The 22,557-nt window shown below is 46.3% G+C and carries 16 protein-coding genes; 12 read left to right on the top strand and 4 right to left on the bottom strand.

What is annotated here, in order from left to right; translation table 11 throughout:
• Positions 1-290: 290 nt before the first annotated feature.
• The 7 genes from V7S65_RS12820 to V7S65_RS12790 all read left to right on the top strand — a co-directional run bounded on the left by V7S65_RS12820 (position 291) and on the right by V7S65_RS12790 (position 10,540).
• Positions 291-833 carry an RNA polymerase sigma factor gene (locus V7S65_RS12820; RefSeq protein ID WP_079470256.1) on the top strand — a complete coding sequence of 181 codons (543 nt, stop codon included), beginning with the start codon at positions 291-293 and terminating at the stop codon, positions 831-833.
• A gap of 17 nt (positions 834-850) precedes the next feature.
• On the top strand, positions 851-1,978 hold the full coding sequence (locus V7S65_RS12815) for a FecR family protein (RefSeq protein ID WP_336386855.1): 1,128 nt from the start codon (positions 851-853) through the stop codon (positions 1,976-1,978).
• Positions 1,979-2,109: 131 nt separating this feature from the next.
• A complete protein-coding gene (locus V7S65_RS12810; RefSeq protein ID WP_336386856.1) occupies positions 2,110-5,541 on the top strand; it encodes a TonB-dependent receptor in 3,432 nt (1,143 codons plus the stop codon).
• Between the two features lie 23 nt (positions 5,542-5,564).
• Entirely contained in the window at positions 5,565-7,400 is a 1,836-nt protein-coding gene (locus V7S65_RS12805; protein WP_336386857.1) for a RagB/SusD family nutrient uptake outer membrane protein, read from the top strand.
• 31 nt (positions 7,401-7,431) lie between these two features.
• On the top strand, positions 7,432-8,733 hold the full coding sequence (locus V7S65_RS12800; RefSeq protein WP_336386858.1) for an IPT/TIG domain-containing protein: 1,302 nt from the start codon (positions 7,432-7,434) through the stop codon (positions 8,731-8,733).
• 69 nt (positions 8,734-8,802) lie between these two features.
• Complete coding sequence (locus V7S65_RS12795) at positions 8,803-10,323, top strand: DUF1565 domain-containing protein (protein ID WP_336386859.1); 1,521 nt, start codon at positions 8,803-8,805, stop codon at positions 10,321-10,323.
• A gap of 73 nt (positions 10,324-10,396) precedes the next feature.
• Positions 10,397-10,540: a hypothetical protein gene (locus V7S65_RS12790; RefSeq protein WP_159454313.1), complete on the top strand. Its 144-nt coding sequence runs from the start codon at positions 10,397-10,399 to the stop codon at positions 10,538-10,540.
• 1,217 nt (positions 10,541-11,757) lie between these two features.
• On the opposite strand, the gene V7S65_RS12785 is transcribed toward V7S65_RS12790, so the two are convergent.
• On the bottom strand, positions 11,758-12,855 hold the full coding sequence (locus tag V7S65_RS12785; protein ID WP_336386860.1) for an alkene reductase: 1,098 nt from the start codon (positions 12,853-12,855) through the stop codon (positions 11,758-11,760).
• Positions 12,842-13,963, bottom strand: a complete 1,122-nt coding sequence (locus V7S65_RS12780; RefSeq protein ID WP_336386861.1) for an alkene reductase — start codon at positions 13,961-13,963, stop codon at positions 12,842-12,844. Before V7S65_RS12780 ends, V7S65_RS12785 begins: the two co-directional genes overlap by 14 nt.
• Before the next feature lie 94 nt (positions 13,964-14,057).
• On the opposite strand from V7S65_RS12780, the gene V7S65_RS12775 reads away from it, so the two are divergent.
• Positions 14,058-14,996: a LysR family transcriptional regulator gene (locus V7S65_RS12775; protein ID WP_079470248.1), complete on the top strand. Its 939-nt coding sequence runs from the start codon at positions 14,058-14,060 to the stop codon at positions 14,994-14,996.
• Here V7S65_RS12775 and V7S65_RS12770 read toward each other — a convergent pair.
• The gene (locus tag V7S65_RS12770) at positions 14,961-16,082 is read right to left on the bottom strand and encodes a helix-turn-helix domain-containing protein (protein WP_336386862.1); all 1,122 of its coding nucleotides are present in this window, start codon (positions 16,080-16,082) and stop codon (positions 14,961-14,963) included. The two genes, V7S65_RS12775 and V7S65_RS12770, sit on opposite strands and share 36 nt — an antisense overlap.
• A 229-nt stretch (positions 16,083-16,311) precedes the next feature.
• Between V7S65_RS12770 and V7S65_RS12765 the strand changes: the two genes are divergently transcribed.
• Both V7S65_RS12765 and V7S65_RS12760 read left to right on the top strand, forming a co-directional pair.
• Positions 16,312-19,188 carry a TonB-dependent receptor gene (locus tag V7S65_RS12765; RefSeq protein WP_336386863.1) on the top strand — a complete coding sequence of 959 codons (2,877 nt, stop codon included), beginning with the start codon at positions 16,312-16,314 and terminating at the stop codon, positions 19,186-19,188.
• Between the two features lie 30 nt (positions 19,189-19,218).
• Positions 19,219-20,028 carry a tyrosine-protein phosphatase gene (locus V7S65_RS12760; protein WP_079470245.1) on the top strand — a complete coding sequence of 270 codons (810 nt, stop codon included), beginning with the start codon at positions 19,219-19,221 and terminating at the stop codon, positions 20,026-20,028.
• Positions 20,029-20,063: 35 nt separating this feature from the next.
• Here V7S65_RS12760 and V7S65_RS12755 read toward each other — a convergent pair whose 3' ends face one another.
• Entirely contained in the window at positions 20,064-21,218 is a 1,155-nt protein-coding gene (locus V7S65_RS12755; RefSeq protein ID WP_079470244.1) for an MFS transporter, read from the bottom strand.
• A gap of 257 nt (positions 21,219-21,475) precedes the next feature.
• Between V7S65_RS12755 and V7S65_RS12750 the strand changes: the two genes are divergently transcribed.
• Together V7S65_RS12750 and V7S65_RS12745 are read left to right on the top strand one after the other, a co-directional pair.
• Positions 21,476-21,793: a hypothetical protein gene (locus V7S65_RS12750; protein WP_079470243.1), complete on the top strand. Its 318-nt coding sequence runs from the start codon at positions 21,476-21,478 to the stop codon at positions 21,791-21,793.
• A complete protein-coding gene (locus V7S65_RS12745; protein WP_336386864.1) occupies positions 21,774-22,514 on the top strand; it encodes a hypothetical protein in 741 nt (246 codons plus the stop codon). The genes V7S65_RS12750 and V7S65_RS12745 overlap by 20 nt, the downstream gene beginning before the upstream one ends.
• Positions 22,515-22,557 lie beyond the last annotated feature (43 nt).

Genomic DNA, 22,557 nt, shown 5'->3' with positions numbered 1-22,557 from the left:
GCTATCTACTGAAACCCCCATGGAAAAAAAAGCTCCGGTATCCTTTACCGGGGCTTTTAATTTTTTTACCGGGTCCGTATATTTTTCCGATTTTATTATTTACCTTGATTCCAGTTTAATAGTCATTAGCCAAAATCTTTAGTATCAAAGCGTGAACAATGGAAGAAGTAAATTTCTTCCGGATCATTTAATCAAAATCACTGTAATAAGGCTGCCGCTAAGCAGCGTTACAGACATGTTATGTGTTTAAGCTACCTGTAATGAATAATTACCAATAAGGTTCCGGTTACATGAGTCATTCTTCAGACATAGTATTGGTACAGCGGTTAAAGGAAGGCGATGCTTCAGCATATGATGCTTTATTTATGAAGTATCACAAGCTGCTTTGCCTGAATGCCTATTGGTTTCTGCGAAACGAAGCAGAGGCAAATGATCTTGTACAGACCTTCTTCCTGGACATTTGGGACAAAAAGTTATACCTTCATTTTTCAGGCGATATCAAAGGATACCTGCATCAGGCCGTAAAAAACCGTTGCCTGACGCATCTTAAAAAGCAAAAGACGGAACTGGAAAATAAAGTAGCGTTCACCCAGTTACAGGAAGATACCTGTATGGTAAACACCGAAGTTTCACCGGATTATTATAAACAGGTATTAACCGCCATCAATGATATGGCGGTACAAAAAAGATCGGCTATACAAATGGTGTATATCCAGGGAAAACGTTACCAGGAAGCAGCGGATGAAATGGGTATCAGTATCAATTCTTTCAAAACCCATCTGAAAAGAGGGCTGAAAGTATTACGTCATGCAATTACTAATAAGGGGTATTAGCCCCCGTTTTGTTAACAATGGAGCAGGCACAGGAAAAAATATTTGAATTATATCTACAACGTTTGTCGGGAACACTCTCTGCAGAAGAGGAGCGGTATGTGCAGGAAATGCTGCAGCACGATGCCGGTTTCAAAGCACAGTGGGATCAGCTGGAGCAGGAGAACATGACCCTTCATACCGACAGGTATCTTCAGCAGATTGATTCCGAAGCTGCCCTTCACCGGATTAAAGAAGAAAGAACAACACGCCGCCCGGTCGTCCACCTTAAAAAGTGGTTGTCCGCCGCCGCCATATTGCTGTTGACAGGTAGTGGCGTCTATTACTTCTTTGTCCGCACAACACCCGCCACTTCGCCAACAGTGGCTATGCAGCAGCAGAAGCAACCGGTTCGCCTGTTGCTGAGCAATGGCGAAAAAGTAGTGCTGAGTAAAGACAGCAGCACCAAAATCATTGCCCTCAACAACGCCACGCTGAATACCAGCAATGGCGCCCTGCAATATTCTTCTGCCGACACCGTATTAAATACCCTCGACGTACCTGCCGGCGAAAGCTATAAACTCACCTTGTCAGATGGTACGGAAGTATGGCTGAACGCCGCCACCAGGCTGCGTTTTCCTTTTCATTTCGGACGTCCTGCAAGAGAAGTATATGTAGAAGGGGAATCCTATTTTAAGGTGGCCGCCAATGCGGAGAAACCCTTTATTGTACACACTGCACTTACCAGCGTGCAAGTGCTGGGAACAGCTTTTAATATAAATACCTATCAGCCGGGCATCGTGAAAACGGCGCTCGTACAGGGCAGTGTTGTTACCAAAGGAAAAACCGGCGAACGCCAAACCCTGCAACCAGGCATCCAGGCCGATTATGACGCCGGTAAAGGATTTGTTACCAGTCACTTTGATGAAGAAGAAGTATTATCCTGGCGCAACGGTGTTTACTACTATCACCGCATGCCGCTTACAACCCTTATCACCGCTGCTTCCCGCTTCTATGGGATGCGTTTTGTATTGGATAAGAACAAGGAAGCCGGACAGGTAGTAACGGGCCTGATGGACCGTAACCGGCTGGAAGATTTCTTATCAGATCTTAAAACAACTGCACATATCGAATACCATTTATCAGGCAATGAAATTACCCTGAGATAAATTTTTCTTCCCTCAAAAAATATTTTTACTACTCCTTGTCACCCGTTTTCTGAAAAACGATGTAGTTGTGATGAAAGCATTTGTTACGGTCATTTGCTGTACCATCATTTTAACTTGTAAACAATTCCCGAATGAGAAAAAGTATACGCCACTGCCAGCTGGCTATGCGAAACGTTGTGCGCATGTTGGTGCTGTGTGCCCTTATATGCACGTCGTTTTCCAGCGTGAAGGCACAAACACCGCCGCCTTCGCTGCAATCAATCGTCACGGTTACCGGTAACGAGGTAACCCTCCTGCAGATCTTCCGGGCCATCAAAAAGCAAACAGGGCTTACCCTGGTGTACAGCAACCAGCTGTTGAACGATGGGGAAAAGATGTCGCTCAACTTCCAGCAGGCGAAACTGGAAGAAGTACTGGCTTTTATCTTTAAAAATAAAAATATCAGCTACGTACTGCAACGCAATCGTATTGTTCTCGACAAAAAAGCAGCTGCTCCGGAAACTACGGCAGCTCCCGCAGGAGAGACACCGGCAGAGTGGCTGGTGCGCGGGCAGGTAATGGATGTAGATGGAAATCCCTTACCTGGCGCTACTATTACGGTGAAAGACAGTAAAAAAGGAACCGTTACCGATGTAATGGGCGTATTTTCTATTGCCGCCAACAGGGATGACATCATCAAAGTAGCGATGATGGGAATGAACCCCGAAGAAGTAAAAGTAGTAAACCAGAAAACGCTCAAAGTAAGTTTAACCGCAAAGGTGGATAAGCTGAACGAAGTAGTGGTAGTAGGTTTTGGCAGCCAGAAAAAAGTAACCGTAACAGGCGCTGTATCCACCGTAAATATGGCTGATATGCAAACACCGGTGCGCTCACTTACCAACGCACTGGTAGGCAAAGTAGCCGGTGTAATATCCATGCAGAGCGGTGGTGGTGAACCTGGTTATGATAACCCTAACTTCACCATCCGCGGTATTGGTACTTTCCAGGGAAGCGTTTCCCCGCTCATCATTGTGGATGGTGTGCAAAGGGAAGATGTAAACAGCACCTATGGCGGCGCTTTCAATAACATTGACCCGGAAGATATCCAGAGCATTTCGTTGCTGAAAGATGCTTCCGCTACCGCAGTATATGGCGCCAAAGGTGCCAATGGCGTACTGATCATCACTACGCGCAGAGGGGTTGCCGGTAAACCAAAAGTATCTGCCAAAGCAGAAACGGGTTTCAGCGGATTAACCCAGATGCCAAAAATGCTGGACGGCGTGAATTATATGAAGCTGTATAATGAAGCCCGTACCAACGCCGGGGAAGAACCGGTATATTCCGATGAACTGATCCGTAAAACAGCCAGCGGCCTTGATCCATATATCTATCCAAATGTAAACTGGATCAAGACTATTTATAAAGACTGGGCATCTATGGCCAATGCCAACGTAAACGTAAGTGGCGGTGGTGAAGCCATGCGCTACTATGTGTCGATGTCGTTTTATAACCAGGACGGACAATATAAAGTGAATAACATCGGGTACAACCCCAACCTCAATTTCAAAAGATATGATTTCAGGAGTAATGTAGACCTGAACGTGACCAAAACAACATTGCTTTCCCTTAACCTGGCTTCCATGCTGGTAAATACCCGCTACCCGGGCAATTCCGCCGGATCTATCTGGTATTCTACCTACGCCACCAACCCCATTTCTTTCCCGGTATCTTACCCGGATGGCAAGTGGGCAGGCCCGGTTAACAACGGTGGCTCCAACCCGTTTAACCTGGTGCAAAACGCAGGCTACTCTACAGAATTCAGACCTTCCATCCAATCCGTGTTATCCCTCAATCAGAAACTGGATGTAATTACCGAAGGACTGAGCGCCAACGTGCGTTTTTCTTTTGATACCTACAGCGAATTTGATAACAGCAGAACCGGTGTAAATGATTTGTTTTATGCGCCCGGCAGAAATGAAGATGGTAGTTTGATCTTTAACCAAACCAGAACGGGTACCACTTACCTGGGCTATGGCGCTTCTTCTACAGGTGAGCGCATGATGTACCTGGAAGGTAACCTCACTTACGATCATAGCTTCGGTAAACATAACTTCGGCGGACTGCTGGTAGGTAGTATCCGCAACCGCCTGGTGGGCTCTGCCCCCGATCTGAAAAAAGCTATTCCTTACCGCAACCAAAGCGCTGCAGCCAGGGTCACCTATTCCTATATGGATAAATACCTGGCAGAGGTAAATATGGGCGCCACCGGATCTGAAAACTTTGAACAGGGGAAAAGATGGGGTTACTTCCCCGCAGGTTCTGTTGGCTGGGTGATTTCTAAAGAAAACTTTTTCCTGCCTTATACAAATGTGGTCAACCTGTTAAAGATCCGCGGATCTTATGGGATGACAGGAAATGACCAGATCGACGGGAACCGATTTGGATACCTCACTTATTATAATGGCGCATCCGGCGTGTCTTTCGGCAGTTCTGGTACGCCTTCCTATTATGGAGGCATAAATGCAGATGTAATCGGTACCGAAAACCTCACCTGGGAAAAATCTGCCAAAACTGATATCGGCCTGGAAATAGGTTTATGGAATAAACTGAATATCATAGTAGACGGATTTCAGGATAAAAGAAGCGCCATCCTCGTTGCCCGCAGATCTATTTCACCCGTTGCAGGATACGGCTCCAGCGCCATTTATGGTAACATCGGTGAAATGGTGAATAAAGGAATAGATGGCAGCATGGAATATACCGGTCGGATTGGAAAGGATATCTCTATTCGTTTATTCGGTAACGTTACCTACGCACGTAACAAGATCCTTTTTGCAGATAATCCCATCGCACTATATGCTTATGCACAACAGGAAGGACATAAGTATGGCGAATTCAAAGGCTACCAGAGCCTCGGACTATTCACTAGCCAGGATGATGTAGAGAAGAGCCCGCAGCAGTTCAGGGTAGTGCATCCCGGTGATGTAAAGTATGCAGACCTGAATAACGACGGAAGGATTGATGGTAACGACCAAACTTATTTGGGCAAATCCAGTTTTCCTACCTGGTCATATGGTTACGGCTTTAATTTCGGCTACAAGAAATTTGAGCTTTCTGCCGTTTTCGCCGGCGTGGCTGATGTAGGGATCATGGCCAATGGCTCTGAAGTGCGCGGCAATGGGGCCGGCGCTGATGGTGTAGGCGTTATTCCTTTTGCCGGTATGGGACAATATCCGGCCAGTGTATTGGAAGATATGGTGAACAGATGGACACCGGAGAATCCCAGTCAGGATGTACACTATCCACGTTTAACGGTAGCCAATACCAACGACAATAACTATTTAAACAGCAGCTGGTGGATCAGGGATGGCAGCTTCATGCGCCTGAAACAGGCTACTTTCAGCTATTCCTTTATCACGCCGGATATGAAACGCAAGGGTATCAGCAGCTTACAGGTATATACTACTGCCACCAACATGCTCACGTTCTCGAAGTTTAAATTATGGGATCCGGAACTGGGTAATAACGCGGCAAAGTATCCTTATCCGAAAACCTTTACCCTGGGTGTAAGAGCGCAGTTTTAATCAAGATCAAAAAGATTATTGTTATGACCAGATATAAATATCTGTTACTTTTTTTCATCGGTATCAACGCCATTACACTGGTATCCTGCAGCAAGTACCTGGATAAAAAGCCGGATAATCTTCTTACCGAAGATCAGATCTGGCAAACCAGGGCTAACGCGGAAGCCTATCTGAGTAATATTTACAGCGCCCGCCAGGCTGGCGGCGACTATGCCGGCATAGGCGCCGCGGATGAACTCTCTGTTTCTATTCCCGGTACTACGGTAAGGTACATGGTGGGCGGCAACTGGAGTGCATCCGATTGGTACTTCTACAACTGGGGCGGCTACTATACTGCCATCCGGAAATCTTTCATCTTCGAACAAAACATCGATAAGGTACCGGCCGATCAGCTGAGCAACGAACTGAAAGCACAATACAAAGCAGAAAACCTTTTCCTGCGCGGTTACTTCTACTGGATGCTGCTAAGACAATACGGACCATTTGTAAAACTCACCACTACTGTTAGTCAGGATGAAGACATGAACAAGTATCCGAGAGCGCCTTTCGATACCTGCGTAAAATTCATCAATGAAATGCTGGATGGCGCAGCAGCCGGACTTCCTTTCGTATGGAGTTCCTCCGGTAACAATGGCCGTGCAACCCGCGGCGCCTGTCTCGCTGTAAAAGCAAAGGTAGCACAGTGGGCAGCCAGTCCTTTATGGAATGGTAATCCCGCTCTTGCCGGGTTTAAAAACCAGGATGGTACCGCACTCGCACCCGCCGGCTATGATGTGAATAAATGGCGCATCGCTGCACAGGCAGCAAAAGCGATCATCGATTCCAACAAGTACAAACTGTTTACCAACCTCGATAATGGCGGTACTACTTTTGATCCGTTCCTTTCTGTAAGAGATGTATTCCTTACTTCCTGGAATGATGAAATCATTCTTGCTTCCATGAACTGGCAACGCTGGGGATATACCATCTGTTCCTCTCCCGGCCCCGCAGGATACAACCTGTACAACGCCACACAAAATGTAGTAGATGCCTTTTATATGAACAATGGTAAAACCATCGGTGATCCTACTTCCAACTACGTGGAAACAGGCTTTGCTACACAGGACGGTGAGCACTATTGGGAAAATAAGGAAGGCGACTGGAACATGTATGCAAAGCGCGAACCACGGTTCTACGCTTACATTGCTTACAACCGCCGCCCGGTGATTGCAGCAGTATCAGTAGATGATAAAAACTACTTCTCTTCTGAAAAAAATAAAGATGGTACTGGCCGCCAGGAATTTTATTACAGCGGTAAATCAGGGATGCAGGGAATGGGCAGCAACGTTATCACCGGCTACCTCCCGGCTAAATTACTGAGTCCGAACGATAACCTCCGCAGCATGTCTACCGACGCATACCGTTCTCCGTATATCCTTATCCGTTACTCGGAAATTTTACTGGACTATGCAGAAGCACTGAACGAATATGATCCTGCCAATCCTGATATTGTGAAGTACCTCAACCAGGTAAGAACACGCGCCGGCCTGCCCGGCATTGAAACCGTGTACCCAGGCGCAGTTGGCAACCAGGAAGAAATGAGAAAATATATTCTGCGGGAAAGGCAGGTAGAATTTTGTTTTGAAGGCGATCGTTATTACACGCTCATCCGCCGGTTGCTGATGAGCAAACCGGAAAACCAGGCTATTTACGGCATGAATATAAATGCGAAAGATAATGACCAGGGATTTTCTTTCACCGGTTTTTATACCCGCACACTTTTCCAGAAAAGATACTGGGATAACAAAATGTATATGTTCCCTATCCAGCAACAGGACCTGGAAAGAGATCGCGCATTGGTGCAAAACCCGGGCTGGTAATTCTTCTTTATTTAATTCTTAACTAACTACTATGATCAGGCCACTGAATTCATATATACTGAAAGGTTGTTTACTGATGTCTGCCTTGTTGGCGGGATGTTCAAAGGACGACGATCTGAAACACGCGGAAGGGCAACCCGTATTGCTCACCGACTTCATTCCCGCCACCGGCGGCAGTACCACGGAAGTACTGATTACAGGCGATAACTTTTCCGCTGATACCTCCGATATAACGGTTACCATCAATGGTAAACGTTGTGCTATCGTGAATGCCAATACGAAACAGATCATGGTGATAGTGCCAAAGAAATGCGGCACCGGAAACCTGGTGGTGAAAGTAGGAAAGGATAGTGTGGTGAGCAGCACGCCGTTTACCTATGTGTTTTCCAGAACCGTTACAACGCTGGCCGGCAACGGCACTGCAGGATTTGCAAACGGCAAGGGCGCCGATGCGTTGTTTAATTTTAACGGGCAAAGCTGGTACCGCATGATGGGGATTGGTGCAGATGATAACGGGAACGTATATGTGGCAGATCCGGGTAACGCCTGTATCCGTAAAATTGATAACGCAGGAAATGCCACCGTGTTAGCCGGTAGTCCGGGTAACGGCGGAAGCGACGATGGCAAAGGTCCGGCAGCGCGTTTCCAGATTCCATATGGTTTAGCACTGGATGCGCAGGGCAATGTGTATACGGCAGATCCGGGCACCTGGAGCATCCGCAAAATTACACCGGATGGCACTACCACCACCCTGGGAGGCACGGTGCAGGAACCCTGGAATGTAGCGGTAGACAAAGTATCCGGTAAAGTATATTATTGCAGCAACGGCGGCGGAAGCGTTTTCGAGATGAAGGTAGATGGCAGCAGTACCGCTATTATCAATGGCATCACCTCCCCCGGTGGAATGGACTTCGACAAGGCGGGTAACTTATACGTATCAAGTAATACCGGTCATACTATTATCCAGTTTAAGGCAGGAACATGGCAGCCTACTGTGATTGCCGGTGCTACCGGAGTAGCAGGCTATGTAAACGGAACAGGCGCTGCTGCACGGTTTGCAAATCCCTGGGGACTGGCAGTAGACATCACTGGTAATATATACGTGGCAGGTAATGGTAGCTACGGCGCTAATGCTGATGAAAGTATCCGCGCCATTTCCGCTAACACCTGGGATGTGATTACGTATGCCGGCAGCAACAGCGCCGGGTTTACAGACGGTATCGGAGCCGCTGCTTCCTTCAACGCACCGATGGGAGTAGCAGTAGATAAGGATGGAATAGTGTATGTGTTGGATAAGAATAATAACAGGGTCAGGAAAATAATTTCAGAATAACTTATATGCAAACCCACGGCGGCAGTAACTACTGCCGCCATTTATTTTTTAAAGATGTTAAACAGGAACATGTATTTATTGCTATTCGCAATGCTGGCCGGCGCCTGTAGTAAAGGATCTACCGCTGTTACTACCGTTGATGCCGCACAAACCCACACGTATTACGTAGCAGCCAACGGCGATAATTCGGCCGCAGGTACTATCAACAAACCACTACGCAGCATCAACATCGCTTTGGCAAAAGCCCTTCCCGGCGATACTGTGATGGTGAGGGCCGGAACATACGCAGAGAAGGTAGTGTTTCCACGCTCCGGCCGATTGGAGAAGCTTATTACCCTCAAAGCATATCCCGGTGAAAAAGCCGTGATTGATGGTACTGGTATGACTGTTACCGGAAAGGAAGCACTGGTTACCATTAGTAACGCCAGTTATGTGGTGCTGGAAGGATTTGATATCTGCAATTTAAAGAGTAGCGCGGCATGGGCCAATGTGAATGGAATTACAGCGGATGCAGGCGCCGGCAATATCATCATCCGGAAGAATAAAATTTATAATATAGAACATAACGTAGACCCATCGCAGGGCCGTAGCGGTCATGGTATCGAGATTATCGGCAACACCGCCGATGTGATGAAGAACATTCTTGTGGAAGATAATATCATTCACGATACTAAAACAGGGTATAGCGAAAATCTCACGATCAATGGTTATGTAGATGGATTTACTATCAGGAGAAACACGATCTACAATACTGAGAACATTGGTATCGACGCGGCAGGTGGTTATGCTGCCAATACCAACCCCGCATTTAATTATGCCAGGAACGGCGTTATCACCGAAAATGAATTGTATAACATTGATATGACCCGCGGGCCTGTTGGCGGAACGCATGGCCACGGCGCTATCGCTATTTATGTAGACGGTGCAAGGAATATCACCGTGGAAAGAAACCGTATTCATGAAGCTGACCGCGGAATCGGTATCGTCAGTGAAAACGATGCTTACCCCACCAGCAACTGCATTGTGCGGAATAACTTTGTGTATAACTGCTGGCGCACCGGCATCTATCTTGGCGGCTACCTGGGTTATACATCCGGTGGCACACGCAACTGTTACGTGGTAAACAATACGTTATTATTCAACGACCGCGAGCCGGGCGCCTTCGGCGAAATAGAAGGAGAGATCCGCCTTACAGAGCAATGCTTTGATAATGTGATCCGTAATAATATCGTATATGCGCGACCGGTAGATATCTTTGTGCATAAATATACCAGCACAGGTTCCGGTAATATCATAGACAACAATCTTTACTTCACCACCGGTACACCGCAATGGATCTGGAACGGTACTAATACTAACATCATTACCGATTTCAACACCTGGAAAACTACCTCCGGCACGGATGCGAATTCCGTGTATGGTACAGATCCTTTACTCATCAGCACAACAACACCAGATCTGCACATCGCACCCAATTCACCGGCCCGCAATACCGGCGCAGTGATCTCTGAAGCAGTGAATGGCAGTCTGGATATCGATGGCAACGCACGTATTGTCAATAATAAGATCAGCAAAGGAGCGCAGCAGTGATAAATCCCCTTTTTACGTGATTGATGGTAACAGATTCTTATCGTAGATTGAAGTAACCTAAATCTGTATCAATATGAAAAAGAAAATCACTTCAAAGCTGAAGCTCACAAAAATTACCGTTGCCAGCCTTAGTAAAGCGCCACAGGAGAAAGACAAAGGCCGCACTTTGCCCACTACGCAGTTTATTTCCTGCGGAGAAACTTTTTGGGTATGCTAATAGCCGGATGCCCAATGGCTAAAGTTTGTTTTAGTTGAATTGAACCCGCTGTAACAGGCGGGTTCAGTGTTTTATGGGTGTTTTATCAGGATTAGTCTGTGCCCCGCGTATCAAAGTTTATACAGCCATATTTTGGTGGAGTAAATTCCATAAAAAAGAAGTCGGCTCAAATTATTAGCCGGCTTCTTTTTTTATGCGAATTAAAAAGCTATTGTTACAACAAGCTTTTAGGGGTGTTGTACTTCTTAGGTATTATTTAGTGAACGTTTAAATAAAAAATTAAGGATAACTCTTTGGGAATTCTGATTTATGTATAGAAATGAGGGGATTTATTTGCGCATTTCTACCCTAAAAGCACAAAATTAGAGACCTGGGCAGCTACATGAAACACCTGGCTGACAAATAACTTCACATTGGGAACCGCTGCCTGGCCATTTAAATTTTACTGTCTGGTTATTAAAGTAAAGTGTCTGCTCTTGGTTAGGTGGAACAATTGCCTGTAAAAAGGTGGCTGACCCAGTACTCGGTCCTGTCGAGGTTGTCATTACGAAATTTGCCCCATACTGACATGGCATATTACCATCACTAACATGTCCAGCTGGCAATGAATAATATACATCTAATCTAACGCTACTGACATTATAACCAATCGTTAAGTTATAGTATGATCCGGGGCAACCAGTGTTTTTTACAGAGCTAGTTGTTACCTTATTGTTCACAGGAACTTTTGCGGCAACAGAGGATAAACTGGCGGATTGTGCAAAAGTAAATAATCCAATTAAGGAAAGTAGGGAACTGAAGATTAGTCGTTTCATGGATAAATATTTAATTAAAATGTACTCAAATTGTTCACCAATAAAAAATAGCTATTCATTCTTTATGAAGATAGATTTATATGTGGTACCTAGAGAAAAAAAATACTATATAGTTATCTAGTATATAATATATAGGTTTCCTAAGTCTTCCAAAGGCCTTGTTTTAAAAAAAATCACATGATAAAATGTATTACTATATTTTATCCGCCATTTAATAAAAAGCTAAAAAAAATTAGTAATGACTGATAAGCTTTTACCTCTTAGCATCATTAAATTAACGCAATAACTATTGACTGGTAAATACTTACAGTTCTCTTTTTTTCAACTGTCAATTGTGAATAAAGTCATCTATAAAACGAAAAATCAAAAAGGCCGCCCCATTTATGAGACGGCCTGTTCCTTTTATCGTACTCCTTCATACGCCACATAGTCTGTATATCCATGTGCGGCCCCTCCATAGTGTAAATTCCGGTCAGGTGTATTTAATGGCCAGTTGTTTTTTAATCGTTCGGCAAGGTCAGGGTTGGCAATGTAAGGCTCGCCCCATGCGGCCAGGTCAATGGTGCCGGCTATTAAATACTGCTCCGCTTTTTCCTTGTTCATACCGCCTGCCAGTATGATCACACCGCCGTATTGTTTTCTGAAACGTTCCAGGAAGCCGTCGGGTAAGGCAAAGCTGCCTCTCGACTGCTGGTCCATGATATGAATGTAGGCGATGTTCCGTTTGCCGAGTTCCGCGGCGAGGTAAGTATAGGTAGCTTCCAGCTCATCGTAGTGGGGCATTTCATGTAAGCCGCCGTAAGGAGTAAGACGGATAGCTACTTTCGCAGCGCCAATGTTAGCGATGCACGCATCAATGGCTTCCAGTAAAAAGCGGCTGCGGTTAACGATGTTACCGCCATATTCATCGGTGCGGTTATTCACAAAAGGATTCAGGAACTGTTCAATCAGGTAGCCGTTGGCGCCGTGGAGTTCTACTCCGTCGAAGCCCGCTTTTACTGCATTGGCAGCGGCATTGGCAAAATCCTGGATCACGTTTTTCACGCCTTCGGTGGTTAATGCTACCGGAACAGAGCAGGTAACAAATGCTTCCTGGCCGTTTTCGTTGTAACCCCAGGCATGTGAGTTGGCGGCCTGGATGTTGGAAGCGCTTACTGGTGCAATGCCGCCGGGTTGATTGGTGGTATGTGATACGCGGCCCACGTGCCACAACTGTGTAAATATTTTAGTGCCTGCGGCGTGAACGGCTGCAGTAACCAGTTTCCAGCCTTCCACCTGCTCCGGTGTATACAAGCCGGGAATATGCAATACGCCTGATGAGGTAGGAGAGATGGAAGTGCCTTCCGTGATGATGAGTCCTGCGTTAGTGCGTTGGCGGTAGTACAACGCATTCATTTCGTTGGGAATTCCGTTTGGATTCCGCGCGCGTGTCATGGGCGCCATCACGATCCTGTTCTTTAATGCCAGGCCTTTGCCGGTATATGGTTCAAATAATAGCATCTGTTGTTTTTTTGATGATGGGATAATCAGTGTAACCTGCCGCGCTGCCGCCGAAGAATGTCGATCTGTCGGGTTCATTGAGCGGCAACTGGTGTTGCAGGCGGTAAGGCAGATCGGGGTTGGCAATAAACGGACGTCCAAAGCCGATGAGGTCTGCCCAGCCTTTCTGCAATGCTTCTTCAGCCCTGGCAACGGTGTACTTACCGGCATAAATAAGGGTACCGGAGAAGGCTTCTCTGTATGCTTCCTTAAAAGCCACCGGCATCACGGGGGCGTTGTCCCAGTCGGCCTCCGCGATGTGGATATAGGCAATGCCTATGTCGTTCAGCACTTTGGCTGCTGCGATATAAGTTTCTTCGGGATGGTCGTCCATAGCGCCCATTAAAGTAGTCAGCGGCGCCTGGCGCACGCCTACACGGTGTTTTCCGATGGCATCTGCTACTGCGGTTACCACTTCTCTCAGGAAGCGTAACCGGTTTTCCAGGGAGCCGCCGTATTCATCTGTTCTGTGATTGGTTTGTGAGTCGATGAACTGCTCAATGAGGTAGCCATTGGCTCCGTGCAATTCCACGCCATCAAAACCGGCGGCTACCGCGTTTTTGGCGGCCTGTGCAAATTCGTTGATAATAGCCTGTATTTCGGGCCTGGTAAGCTCGCGGGGCATAGAGTGCTGAACCATTTCCCCGGCGCCGTTTTCGGGCCCTTTCCCTGCGGGATCGGCAAATACTTTCACGCCTTCTGCAAGGATGGCGGAAGGTGCCACCGGAGCAGCTCCGTTTTCCTGTATGGAGATATGCGAAACACGGCCTACATGCCACAACTGGGCGAAGATGACGCCGTTATTGACATGTACGGCGTCTGTAACCTGTTTCCAGCCGGCTATTTGCTCCGCATTGTATATACCTGGCGTCCAGGCATAGCCCTGGCCCTGCCGGCTCACCTGTGTGCCTTCTGATATTATCAGCCCGGCACCGGTACGCTGACTGTAATATTCCGCCATCAGTGAAGTGGCTACATCGCCACGGGCCGCTCTGGACCTGGTCATTGGCGGCATTACTATCCTGTTTTTCAGGTGAAGCCCGCCTAGTGTATATTCTGTAAAAAGCATCGTATTAATATTTTGACAACACAAAATTCTCCCAAAATATATTATTATCATAATTATTTAACTTATACATTTGTATCAGAAAAATGATAATGATATGGGATTAAACCTGGAATGGCTCCGTACCTTCAAATCCATCTATGAGCAGGGCACCCTTACCGGTGCGGCACAGGAGCTTTTTATTTCACAGCCTGGCGTAAGCCTGCACCTCAACTCCCTGGAAGCATATACCGGCTACAAACTGTTCGACCGCTCGGCCAAAAAACTCGTGCCCACCGAAAAGGGAAAAGTGATCTATAACTTTATAGAGGAACCACTGCTCAAACTGGAAAACGCAGAACAGCTTTTTCATAAAAGCACAAAAACCGACAGGGCCACTATCAGCATCGGTATGTGTTTCGAAACATTTCAATATACACTGGAGAAATATATCGCCACGCTGCCCTTTAACATCATCATCAAATTCGGGGACTACCCGCAAATGATCAACGACCTCGATAAAGGACTGCTGGACCTCATCATCACCCCACAGAAAGGTGATCAGAAAAACCTGGAGTTTAAACCTTTCTCGAAAGAAAAGATTGTACTGGTAGCCGGCGGTAAAACAGATATCCAGCCACTGAACGCGTTATTGAAAAAGAAAGATATGAAAGCAGCGGAGAACTGGCTGAAAGAACAGCTATGGTACAGCACTGCGGCAGATATGGAGCACCTGAAACGATTCTGGCAATTTAACTTCCGCCATCAGATGGATTTTAAACCCAACTACATCGTTCCGAATATCTGTTCTATTGTTCGCTGTCTTAGTGGCGAAACCGGTTTTTCAGTAGTACCCGACTTTTTGTGCGCCCATGAAATTGAAAATGGCAGCATGAAGCTGGTGTGGGAAGGGGAACAGGTCATAGAAAATACCCTGTATTTCGGTACCCGGAAAAAAACAATGTACGCGGCAGAAATAGACAAAGTACAGCGGATCTTTTCCACTGAATTTGTGAGCCCGTCACTCGTGAATAGTTACGCTGGCAGCCACCAGTGATTTGATATATTCAGTAGGTGTAAGACCGGTAATCTTTTTAAAATACTGGTTAAAAGATGATTTGGCTTTAAAGCCACAATCATACGCCAGTGTTAACACATTCACCGGCAGTGCTTTTTCGTTCATGAAGCGGATCTGCTCCATCGCCCGCCGGATACGCCATTCATTGATATACTGGTAAAACGACTTCCCTGCATAACTGTTCAGCGTTTCTGAAATATGATACTTACTGATCCCGGCGCCCTGCGCGAGCTTGTCGAGGTTTAACTCAGCATCCGTGAATATTTTTGTTTTATGGAGATAAGCTTCCAGCGATTGCAATAGCATCCGCTGCTCTTCGGTACTGAGCTGCATCCTGCGGGAAGGCAATACCTCCGCCGTCGTTACTGTTTGCGCCGCTGCCTTCACAGGCTGCGCACCTATAATTCCCACATACTTGTACCGGATAATCACGAGGCACACCACTAACAGTAAAGAATATACGATATCTCTGCAGATAATATTATAGTTATACGAGCTATCCAGCAGGTGCACCGATTGCGCCGTTTTAAACCCCAGCGAAATAATGCTGATAACACCCAACAGGTAGCTGATACTGTTAATCAGCTTCTTCTCCTGCGGCATATCAGGTAATTGCTTCGCAATACGGAGCGACAACCCGGGAAAGAGGAAACCCAACACCATCATCATCCAGGTGGTGGTTTCATTGTAGTAATACAATACCGCGTGACCGGCATCCGCCGACCACATCAGCACGCACACCACCGTAAGATAACCCACTGCACCTAGTATGAAAGGAAGAAAAACATACCACTGCGAAGCAGGAATAAATGCAGCATCCCGCCGCTGGCACGCATATAAATATAGTAACGGTCCGTAACAAAAACCGATAAAGGTATTCATCTGCGTACGCACCTCGTTGTCGTTCACAAAAGAATAAATACAGAATTTAATAGCAAGATGCGCAGCAATACAGCACAGCAACAGGATCAGCAGAAAATCTGCTTTACTGCGCAATTTACTGCTTCCTAATAAAGCAACTGCGGTAAGCGCCTGAAATGCTCCGATGGCAATAACATATATCATAGTGCGGATATGCACCGAAAGTATAAAACCAATATTACCGGAATGTTAAACCTGCGGTTTCAGACAGCTGCCGCCCTATTTGGTAATGATTTCGTAACACATGGTAATGCATTGGTTTTCAATAAAAGTGAGTACGTTTAAAACGGAAAACACGTATACACGTAGCAGTAGTTGGATGCGGTCGAACTCATCATCAGCAACCCCCACTTTTGTTGAAAAATACCTTCATATGGATCGCATTTTTAAACCATTAAAAAGCTCCCGTTACCTTACATTACTGCTCCTGCTGGTAATGGCCGGCACGGCAAAGGCACAAACCATCAAAGGAGTTATCAACGGCAGGGAAGGACACCTGCCCGGCGCTTCTGTACAAACCGCAGGAAGCAAACAAGGCACCGCTACCGATCTGAATGGCGCCTTCACTATCAATGTACACACTACCGGCAAAGTAATCCTGCTGGTATCCTATATAGGACATGAAACACAACAACTGGAACTAACCGTAAAACCCGGCATCAACGACGCCGGCAATATCACATTAACGCCTACCGGTGGCAAACTGGGAGAAGTACTGGTGAAAGGAACAATGGCGCCTTCCACCGTGAAAGCCCTCAGTATCAAAAAGAATTCCCTCGCTATCATGGATGTAATCGCAGCGGATGCCATCGGTAAATTACCGGACCGTAACGCTGCCGAAGCGGTACAACGTGTACAGGGTGTAGCGGTAGCCCGCTACCACGGCGAAGCTGATGCCGCCACTGTAAGAGGTACGCCCTTCGCATGGACCTCTACTCTTTTTAACGGCAGCCGCCTGCCAAGCGCCAATGTACTCGGCAACCGCAACTCTGTACTGGACGCAGTACCTTCAGAAATTATCCAGTACGTACAGGTAGCCAAAGCCATTACACCAGACATGGAAGGCGACGCGATTGGTGGTTCCATTAACTTCATTACCCGCACCGCTCCCGCTAAAAGAACACTCAATGTAAGTGCGGCAGGCGGTTACAACACCTTTTCAAAAGATGCTACCTACAACGCATCCCTTGTATACGGTGATCGCTTTTTTAAAGATAAACTGGGCGTGATGATCGCCGGCGCCATCTGGGACCGCCAGTGGGGAACGGATGCCTTTGAAGTAGCCTACAATACCGGCCTTCCCGATCCGGCACAGCAGAAGTCTGTCAGCACCGTTATGCTGAAACGATACATGGGTAAACGGCAGACTTATGGCGCCAACGTTGGACTCGAATATAAATTCAATTCCTCTCATAAAATATTCTTCCGCGGACTGATGGATAAATTCAACGATATCCGCCCGGTATATGAATCTTATGTGGATTACAACAACAGCCGCTACCAGTACAACTATCGCTACTCTTACTATCAAACTGTATTGAACGGCGGAGAACTGGGCGGTGAACACCAGTTGTCTTCCAAAGTAAAAATGGACTGGACGGTGAGCGATTACTACACAAAGTATTTCCTGGAAACACCACCTACCAATGGTAATAAAGGATTACCCATCGCTACTTTCCGTCAGAAAATAACCGGTGGTTTTAATAATCTTTCTGCAGATGGAAAACGGTATTGGGGTTTCGATTCACCACAAGGTATTGGCGGAGATCCGTTACACTTTGATGCCGGCATAAAAAACAGCGGGGAAGTAATGGACCCGTCGAAGCTCACCCTGCAACAGTTAGTGATTGCGCAACTGGATACAAAAGAAGAAGATAAAACTGCACAGGTGAACTTCAAAGTAAGCGCCTCTTCCAGGGTGAACCTGAAGTTCGGCGCCAAATACCGCCATAAAGACCGCGCCGGTATGTATGGCTCCAACATCGTGTACCTCCCCGGCGCAGCACTGGGCATTCCAAATTCCCCGGGCCTGCTGCCGCTGAATACACTGCAAACCACTGATTTTCCGGTACGCGGCGGTTTCTTCCAGGGACTGAAAGGCAACTATGATCAGTTTATGATTGATCCCATCACCAAACAACAGCTGTTTGATTTGTATGATACCGCCACCCTGCGTAAAAACGGTTTTGCCGATTACACATCTAAATCCAATGCTACCAATATTTATACAGGTACAGAGAATGTAGCAGCAGCTTATGCAATGGCAGAAATCGATCTTACAGAAAAATTAAAAATGATTGCCGGTGTCAGAAATGAATACACCGCCTTTACATTGCATGGTTCAAAAGCAACTGCCGAAGGCACACCAAAAGTAACCACCATTACACCGGCTACAGTAAAAAATAATTACAATGCGCTGTTGCCAATGCTGCACCTTAAATACAGCATTAACGACCAGGCCAACCTGCGTGCTGCCTACACCCGCACGTTTATCCGCCCCAATTTTACAGACCTCACGCCAGGCGAATCTGTGGATAACACCGGCTCTACTATTACCATCACCAAAGGTAATCCCGACTTGCAGCCAACCTTCTCCAACAACTTCGATCTGATGGGCGAATACTATTTTAAAAATATTGGTCTCATCTCCGGCGGTGTCTTTTATAAGAAAATCAGTAACGTAATTTTTGCAGATAAAACTTACTACACGGACAATAACACGAATTACGTGGTGGCACAGGCAAAGAACCTGAACGACGCCTCCCTTATAGGGCTGGAAGCAGGCATCAACAAGCGGTTCGATTTTCTGCCAGGTATCCTCAGTGGATTGGGTGCAGAACTGAATTATACTTTTATCAGTTCGTCGGTAGAAGTGCCAAGAACCGCCAGCGGTAATAAGATCATGGATAAAACCAGTCTGCCAAATCAATCGCGTCACCTGTTTAACAGCATTCTCTTTTATGAGCGTAACGGTCTGATGATCCGTATTGCGGGCAACTACCGCGGTGCTTCGGTAGAAACCATCAATCAGCAACTGGGCAAGGATTTTTATATCTGGACAGATAAGAACTTTACAGTAGATGCTTCTGCTACCGTAAACATCACATCCAAAATACGGGTGTTTGCAGAGCTGAATAACATTACCAATGAACCACTGAAAACCTATATGGGTGATAAACGCCGTATCGCCGCTGAAGAATGGTATGGCAGTCGCGGTCAGGCGGGTATCCGCTGGGACATCATCAAATAACATCATCTCTCAAAAAATAACAAACACTATATGAAAAGAATAATGCTGGTACTGGCTATTGCCTTACCCGGTGCAACTTTTGCCCAATTAGCCGATAGCGCGCAAAGAGTGGTGCGCATGCAGGGAGCGGTTAACTTCCGCGATGTAGGCGGATACAAAACAAATGATGGCAAAAAAGTAGTGTGGGGAAAAGTGTTCCGCTCTGCCGATGTAAGCCACCTGACAGACCAGGACCTCACCGTGCTGGAACAAAAACATATCCACACCGTAATAGATTTCCGTGGCGTGAAAGAAGCTGCTGCTGCGCCGGACCATTTATTACCAAAAACAGATTACCTGCTATGCCCCGCCGGCAGCGACAGTCTGCCTGGTGCTGCACAAATGGGAGAAATTATTAAGAATGGTAATTTCCTGGAGAAGTTTTACGGCAACACCCAATACCTGGGCGATCGATATAAACCACTGTTTCAGAAACTCCTGGTGTTACCTGCCAATGAATCTATCATGTACCATTGCACCGGTGGCCGCGACAGAACCGGTATGGCTACTGCGTTATTCCTCTACGCATTAGGCGTGCCGCAGCAAACCATCGAAGCAGATTTTACTGCCAGCAATGTATACCTGCTGCCTATGAATAAACGGATGTTCCAGGGGCTGCAACAAAGTACTGGTATGGATGAAGAAACCATCCGTAAAGCATTGGAGTTGAAACCGGAATTACTGCACAGTCTTTTTAATGCCATTAAAGGCAAATACGGCACGGTAGAAAATTTCTTTGAGAAAGAATTGGGGATTGGGGAAAAGGAAAGGGCGATCCTGAAAGAGAAGTATACTATTTAGCAGTTTAAGCGGAGGGGAATACCCTCCGCTTAAACTTATTCCTTCATTCCTTTCACCAGGGCCACAATCGCTAATCCGCATATCGCCATAATGGCAAATGACCAGCGTAAACTGGTAGCCTGTGCCACCAATCCTACCAGTGGCGGTACTACCATGAATCCAAGATAGCCGATTGTAGAAATAGAGGCCAGCGTTTGCCCGCTGTTAGTACTCTTTGAGCGTCCTGCCAGGCTGAATACCAGCGGCACTACACACGCTACTCCCAAACCAGCAAAAATAAACCCGATACCGGCCGTCACCGGATAAGGCAGCACTATAGCGAGTAATAACCCGGTGAGTATAAACCAGCCGCTATACAGCAGCATCGATTTGATGCCCAGGCGGTTTACGAGCCTGTCGCCGATAAAACGCCCGGTGGTCATGGCTACCATGTATATACCAAAGGCAGCTACAGCAGTGGATTTGCTGGTGCCAACAATTTTTTCAAAGTATAGCCCGCTCCAGTCGTACATGGTATTCTCCGTAGCCATACAGGCAAAGCAGATCAGCGAATATTTCAGCAGCGATTTATCTGGCAGCGCAAAAGCCGCCCTTTTTACCGTTTCCTTCACCGGCTGATCCGGTAATGTTTTGGGATAGTAATAGATGGTAAATACCAGTAATAATGTACTGATCATCAGCAGATGATAGGAAGGCGCCACGTTCATAGTCACCATCAGGTAGCCAATAGCCGCGCCGGCAAAGCCCGCTACGCTCCAGATGCCGTGAAAGGTGGTCATAATAGACTGTGGGAACAGGTGTTGCACCTGCACCGCCTGCGAGTTCATGGAGAGGTTCAGCAGGTTACGGGCAGAGCCAAAACAAAATAGCACCAGTGCCAGCTGCCAGATACTGGTGGTGAAACCCGGTAAGCTCAGTATCAGGTTAAACACCATTGCGCCAAATACCATGATCTTCCGGCTGCTGAATAGCCCCAGCAGTCTGCCGGTAATGGGCATTGTGAGCATCAGCCCGATAGGCAGTGCCAGCAGTACCAGCCCGAACTGCGCCTCATTTAAATGCAATTGCTGCTTAATGGAGGGAATCCTGGAAGCCCAGGATGAATAACCTAATCCGGAGATGAAAAAGAAGACGGAAATAGCGATGCGGTATTGCCTCGCATCGGTTTCATTTTGAATATCTGCTAACATGATCTGCGCTCCACACCTGTTTGTGGTATTTGACGGTGCAAAATTAGGCAAATCCGGGGAGAATTGGCGTAGGGAATGCGGGGACTGCGCAGAAATGAAGCGGGAGAAGGGTTTGGGTGTTAGGTGGACACTTTATTGTAAGGGAGGATTTGGATTGTACTATGAGAGACAATAGGTATATGGATTGGGGCACTGATGAAAAAATTGTATCTTTATTAATATTAATGAATTAACTCATAGCGTTTAAATGTAATGTTATGTCCAGGAGAAAAACCAGAAGTGGATTCTATCAAACCCTTAAACAGGGGTGGAAGGTTGGGGAGTTGAGTGCGTACGAAGAGCATCTGCCTGCTGACTTTTTTGAGACGGTTGGACGTCGTGCGGCAATCAATGCCATTAATGAAAATAGAGCTATGAATTTGCCGGTTACGCTGATGAGAAATGGTAAGGTGATGCGTGAAATGCCGGATGGAAAACAGGAGGTAATTTCAGAAATTCACCTGATATCCAGTGAGCAGTATCAGGTACGTAATCTTGTAAAAGGTGCTGTTATCCATGTCGGTAAGAAACGCTAAAAGAATGCGTGTTTTTGCCGGTCCCAATGGTTCTGGTAAAAGCACAATCATCAAGGAAATCCAGAAGGCATACAAAACTGGTACTTATATAAATGCGGACGATATCGAAAAGTCCGCCAGGGAAAAGGGATTTGTTAACCTCGGAGATTACAACCTTGAAGCTGATACAACAGACTTTAACACCTACCTGAAGCATTCTTCATTATTGGAAAAGGCTGTGAAAGACGGATTTAAAATAGATCTAGGGCTTTCAAATAATGTTATCACCATCGGAAACGATTCTAACAGTTATGAGGCAGCCTTAATCTCCGAATATCTGAGAAGGTTACTGATTGCTAAAGGGGAAACTTTTTCCTTTGAAACTGTAATGTCACATTCTTCCAAACTGAGTGTTTTCAAGAGTGCTCATGAGGCAGGGTTTAAAAATTACCTGTATTTCATTTCCACAGAATCAGTAGATATCAATGTGAACAGGGTTGCAGAAAGAGTGAATAAGGGTGGACATCCGGTTGATGAAATAAAGATCAGGGAGCGATACGTTAGATCAATGGAATTGGTTGCTGACATCTTTCCCTATTGTCATCGTTGCTTTTTCTTTGATAATTCAGGAGATGCCTATCGTCTGATCGCAGAAATAACAGATGGAGAAACCCTGAAAATAGAAACAAACGATATTCCAAACTGGTTTGATACCTATGTTTTACAAAAACTAGGCATCTGATTTTCCCCTATAACCCGGTCAGGCAAAACAACAGGTACTTCAA

Source organism: Chitinophaga sp. CCNWYY40, from assembly GCF_037483205.1.
Taxonomy (GTDB): Bacteria; Bacteroidota; Bacteroidia; order Chitinophagales; family Chitinophagaceae; genus Chitinophaga; species Chitinophaga ginsengisegetis.
The sequence above is the reverse complement of the archived record's forward strand: the minus strand, read 5'-3'. Positions and strand labels throughout refer to the sequence as shown.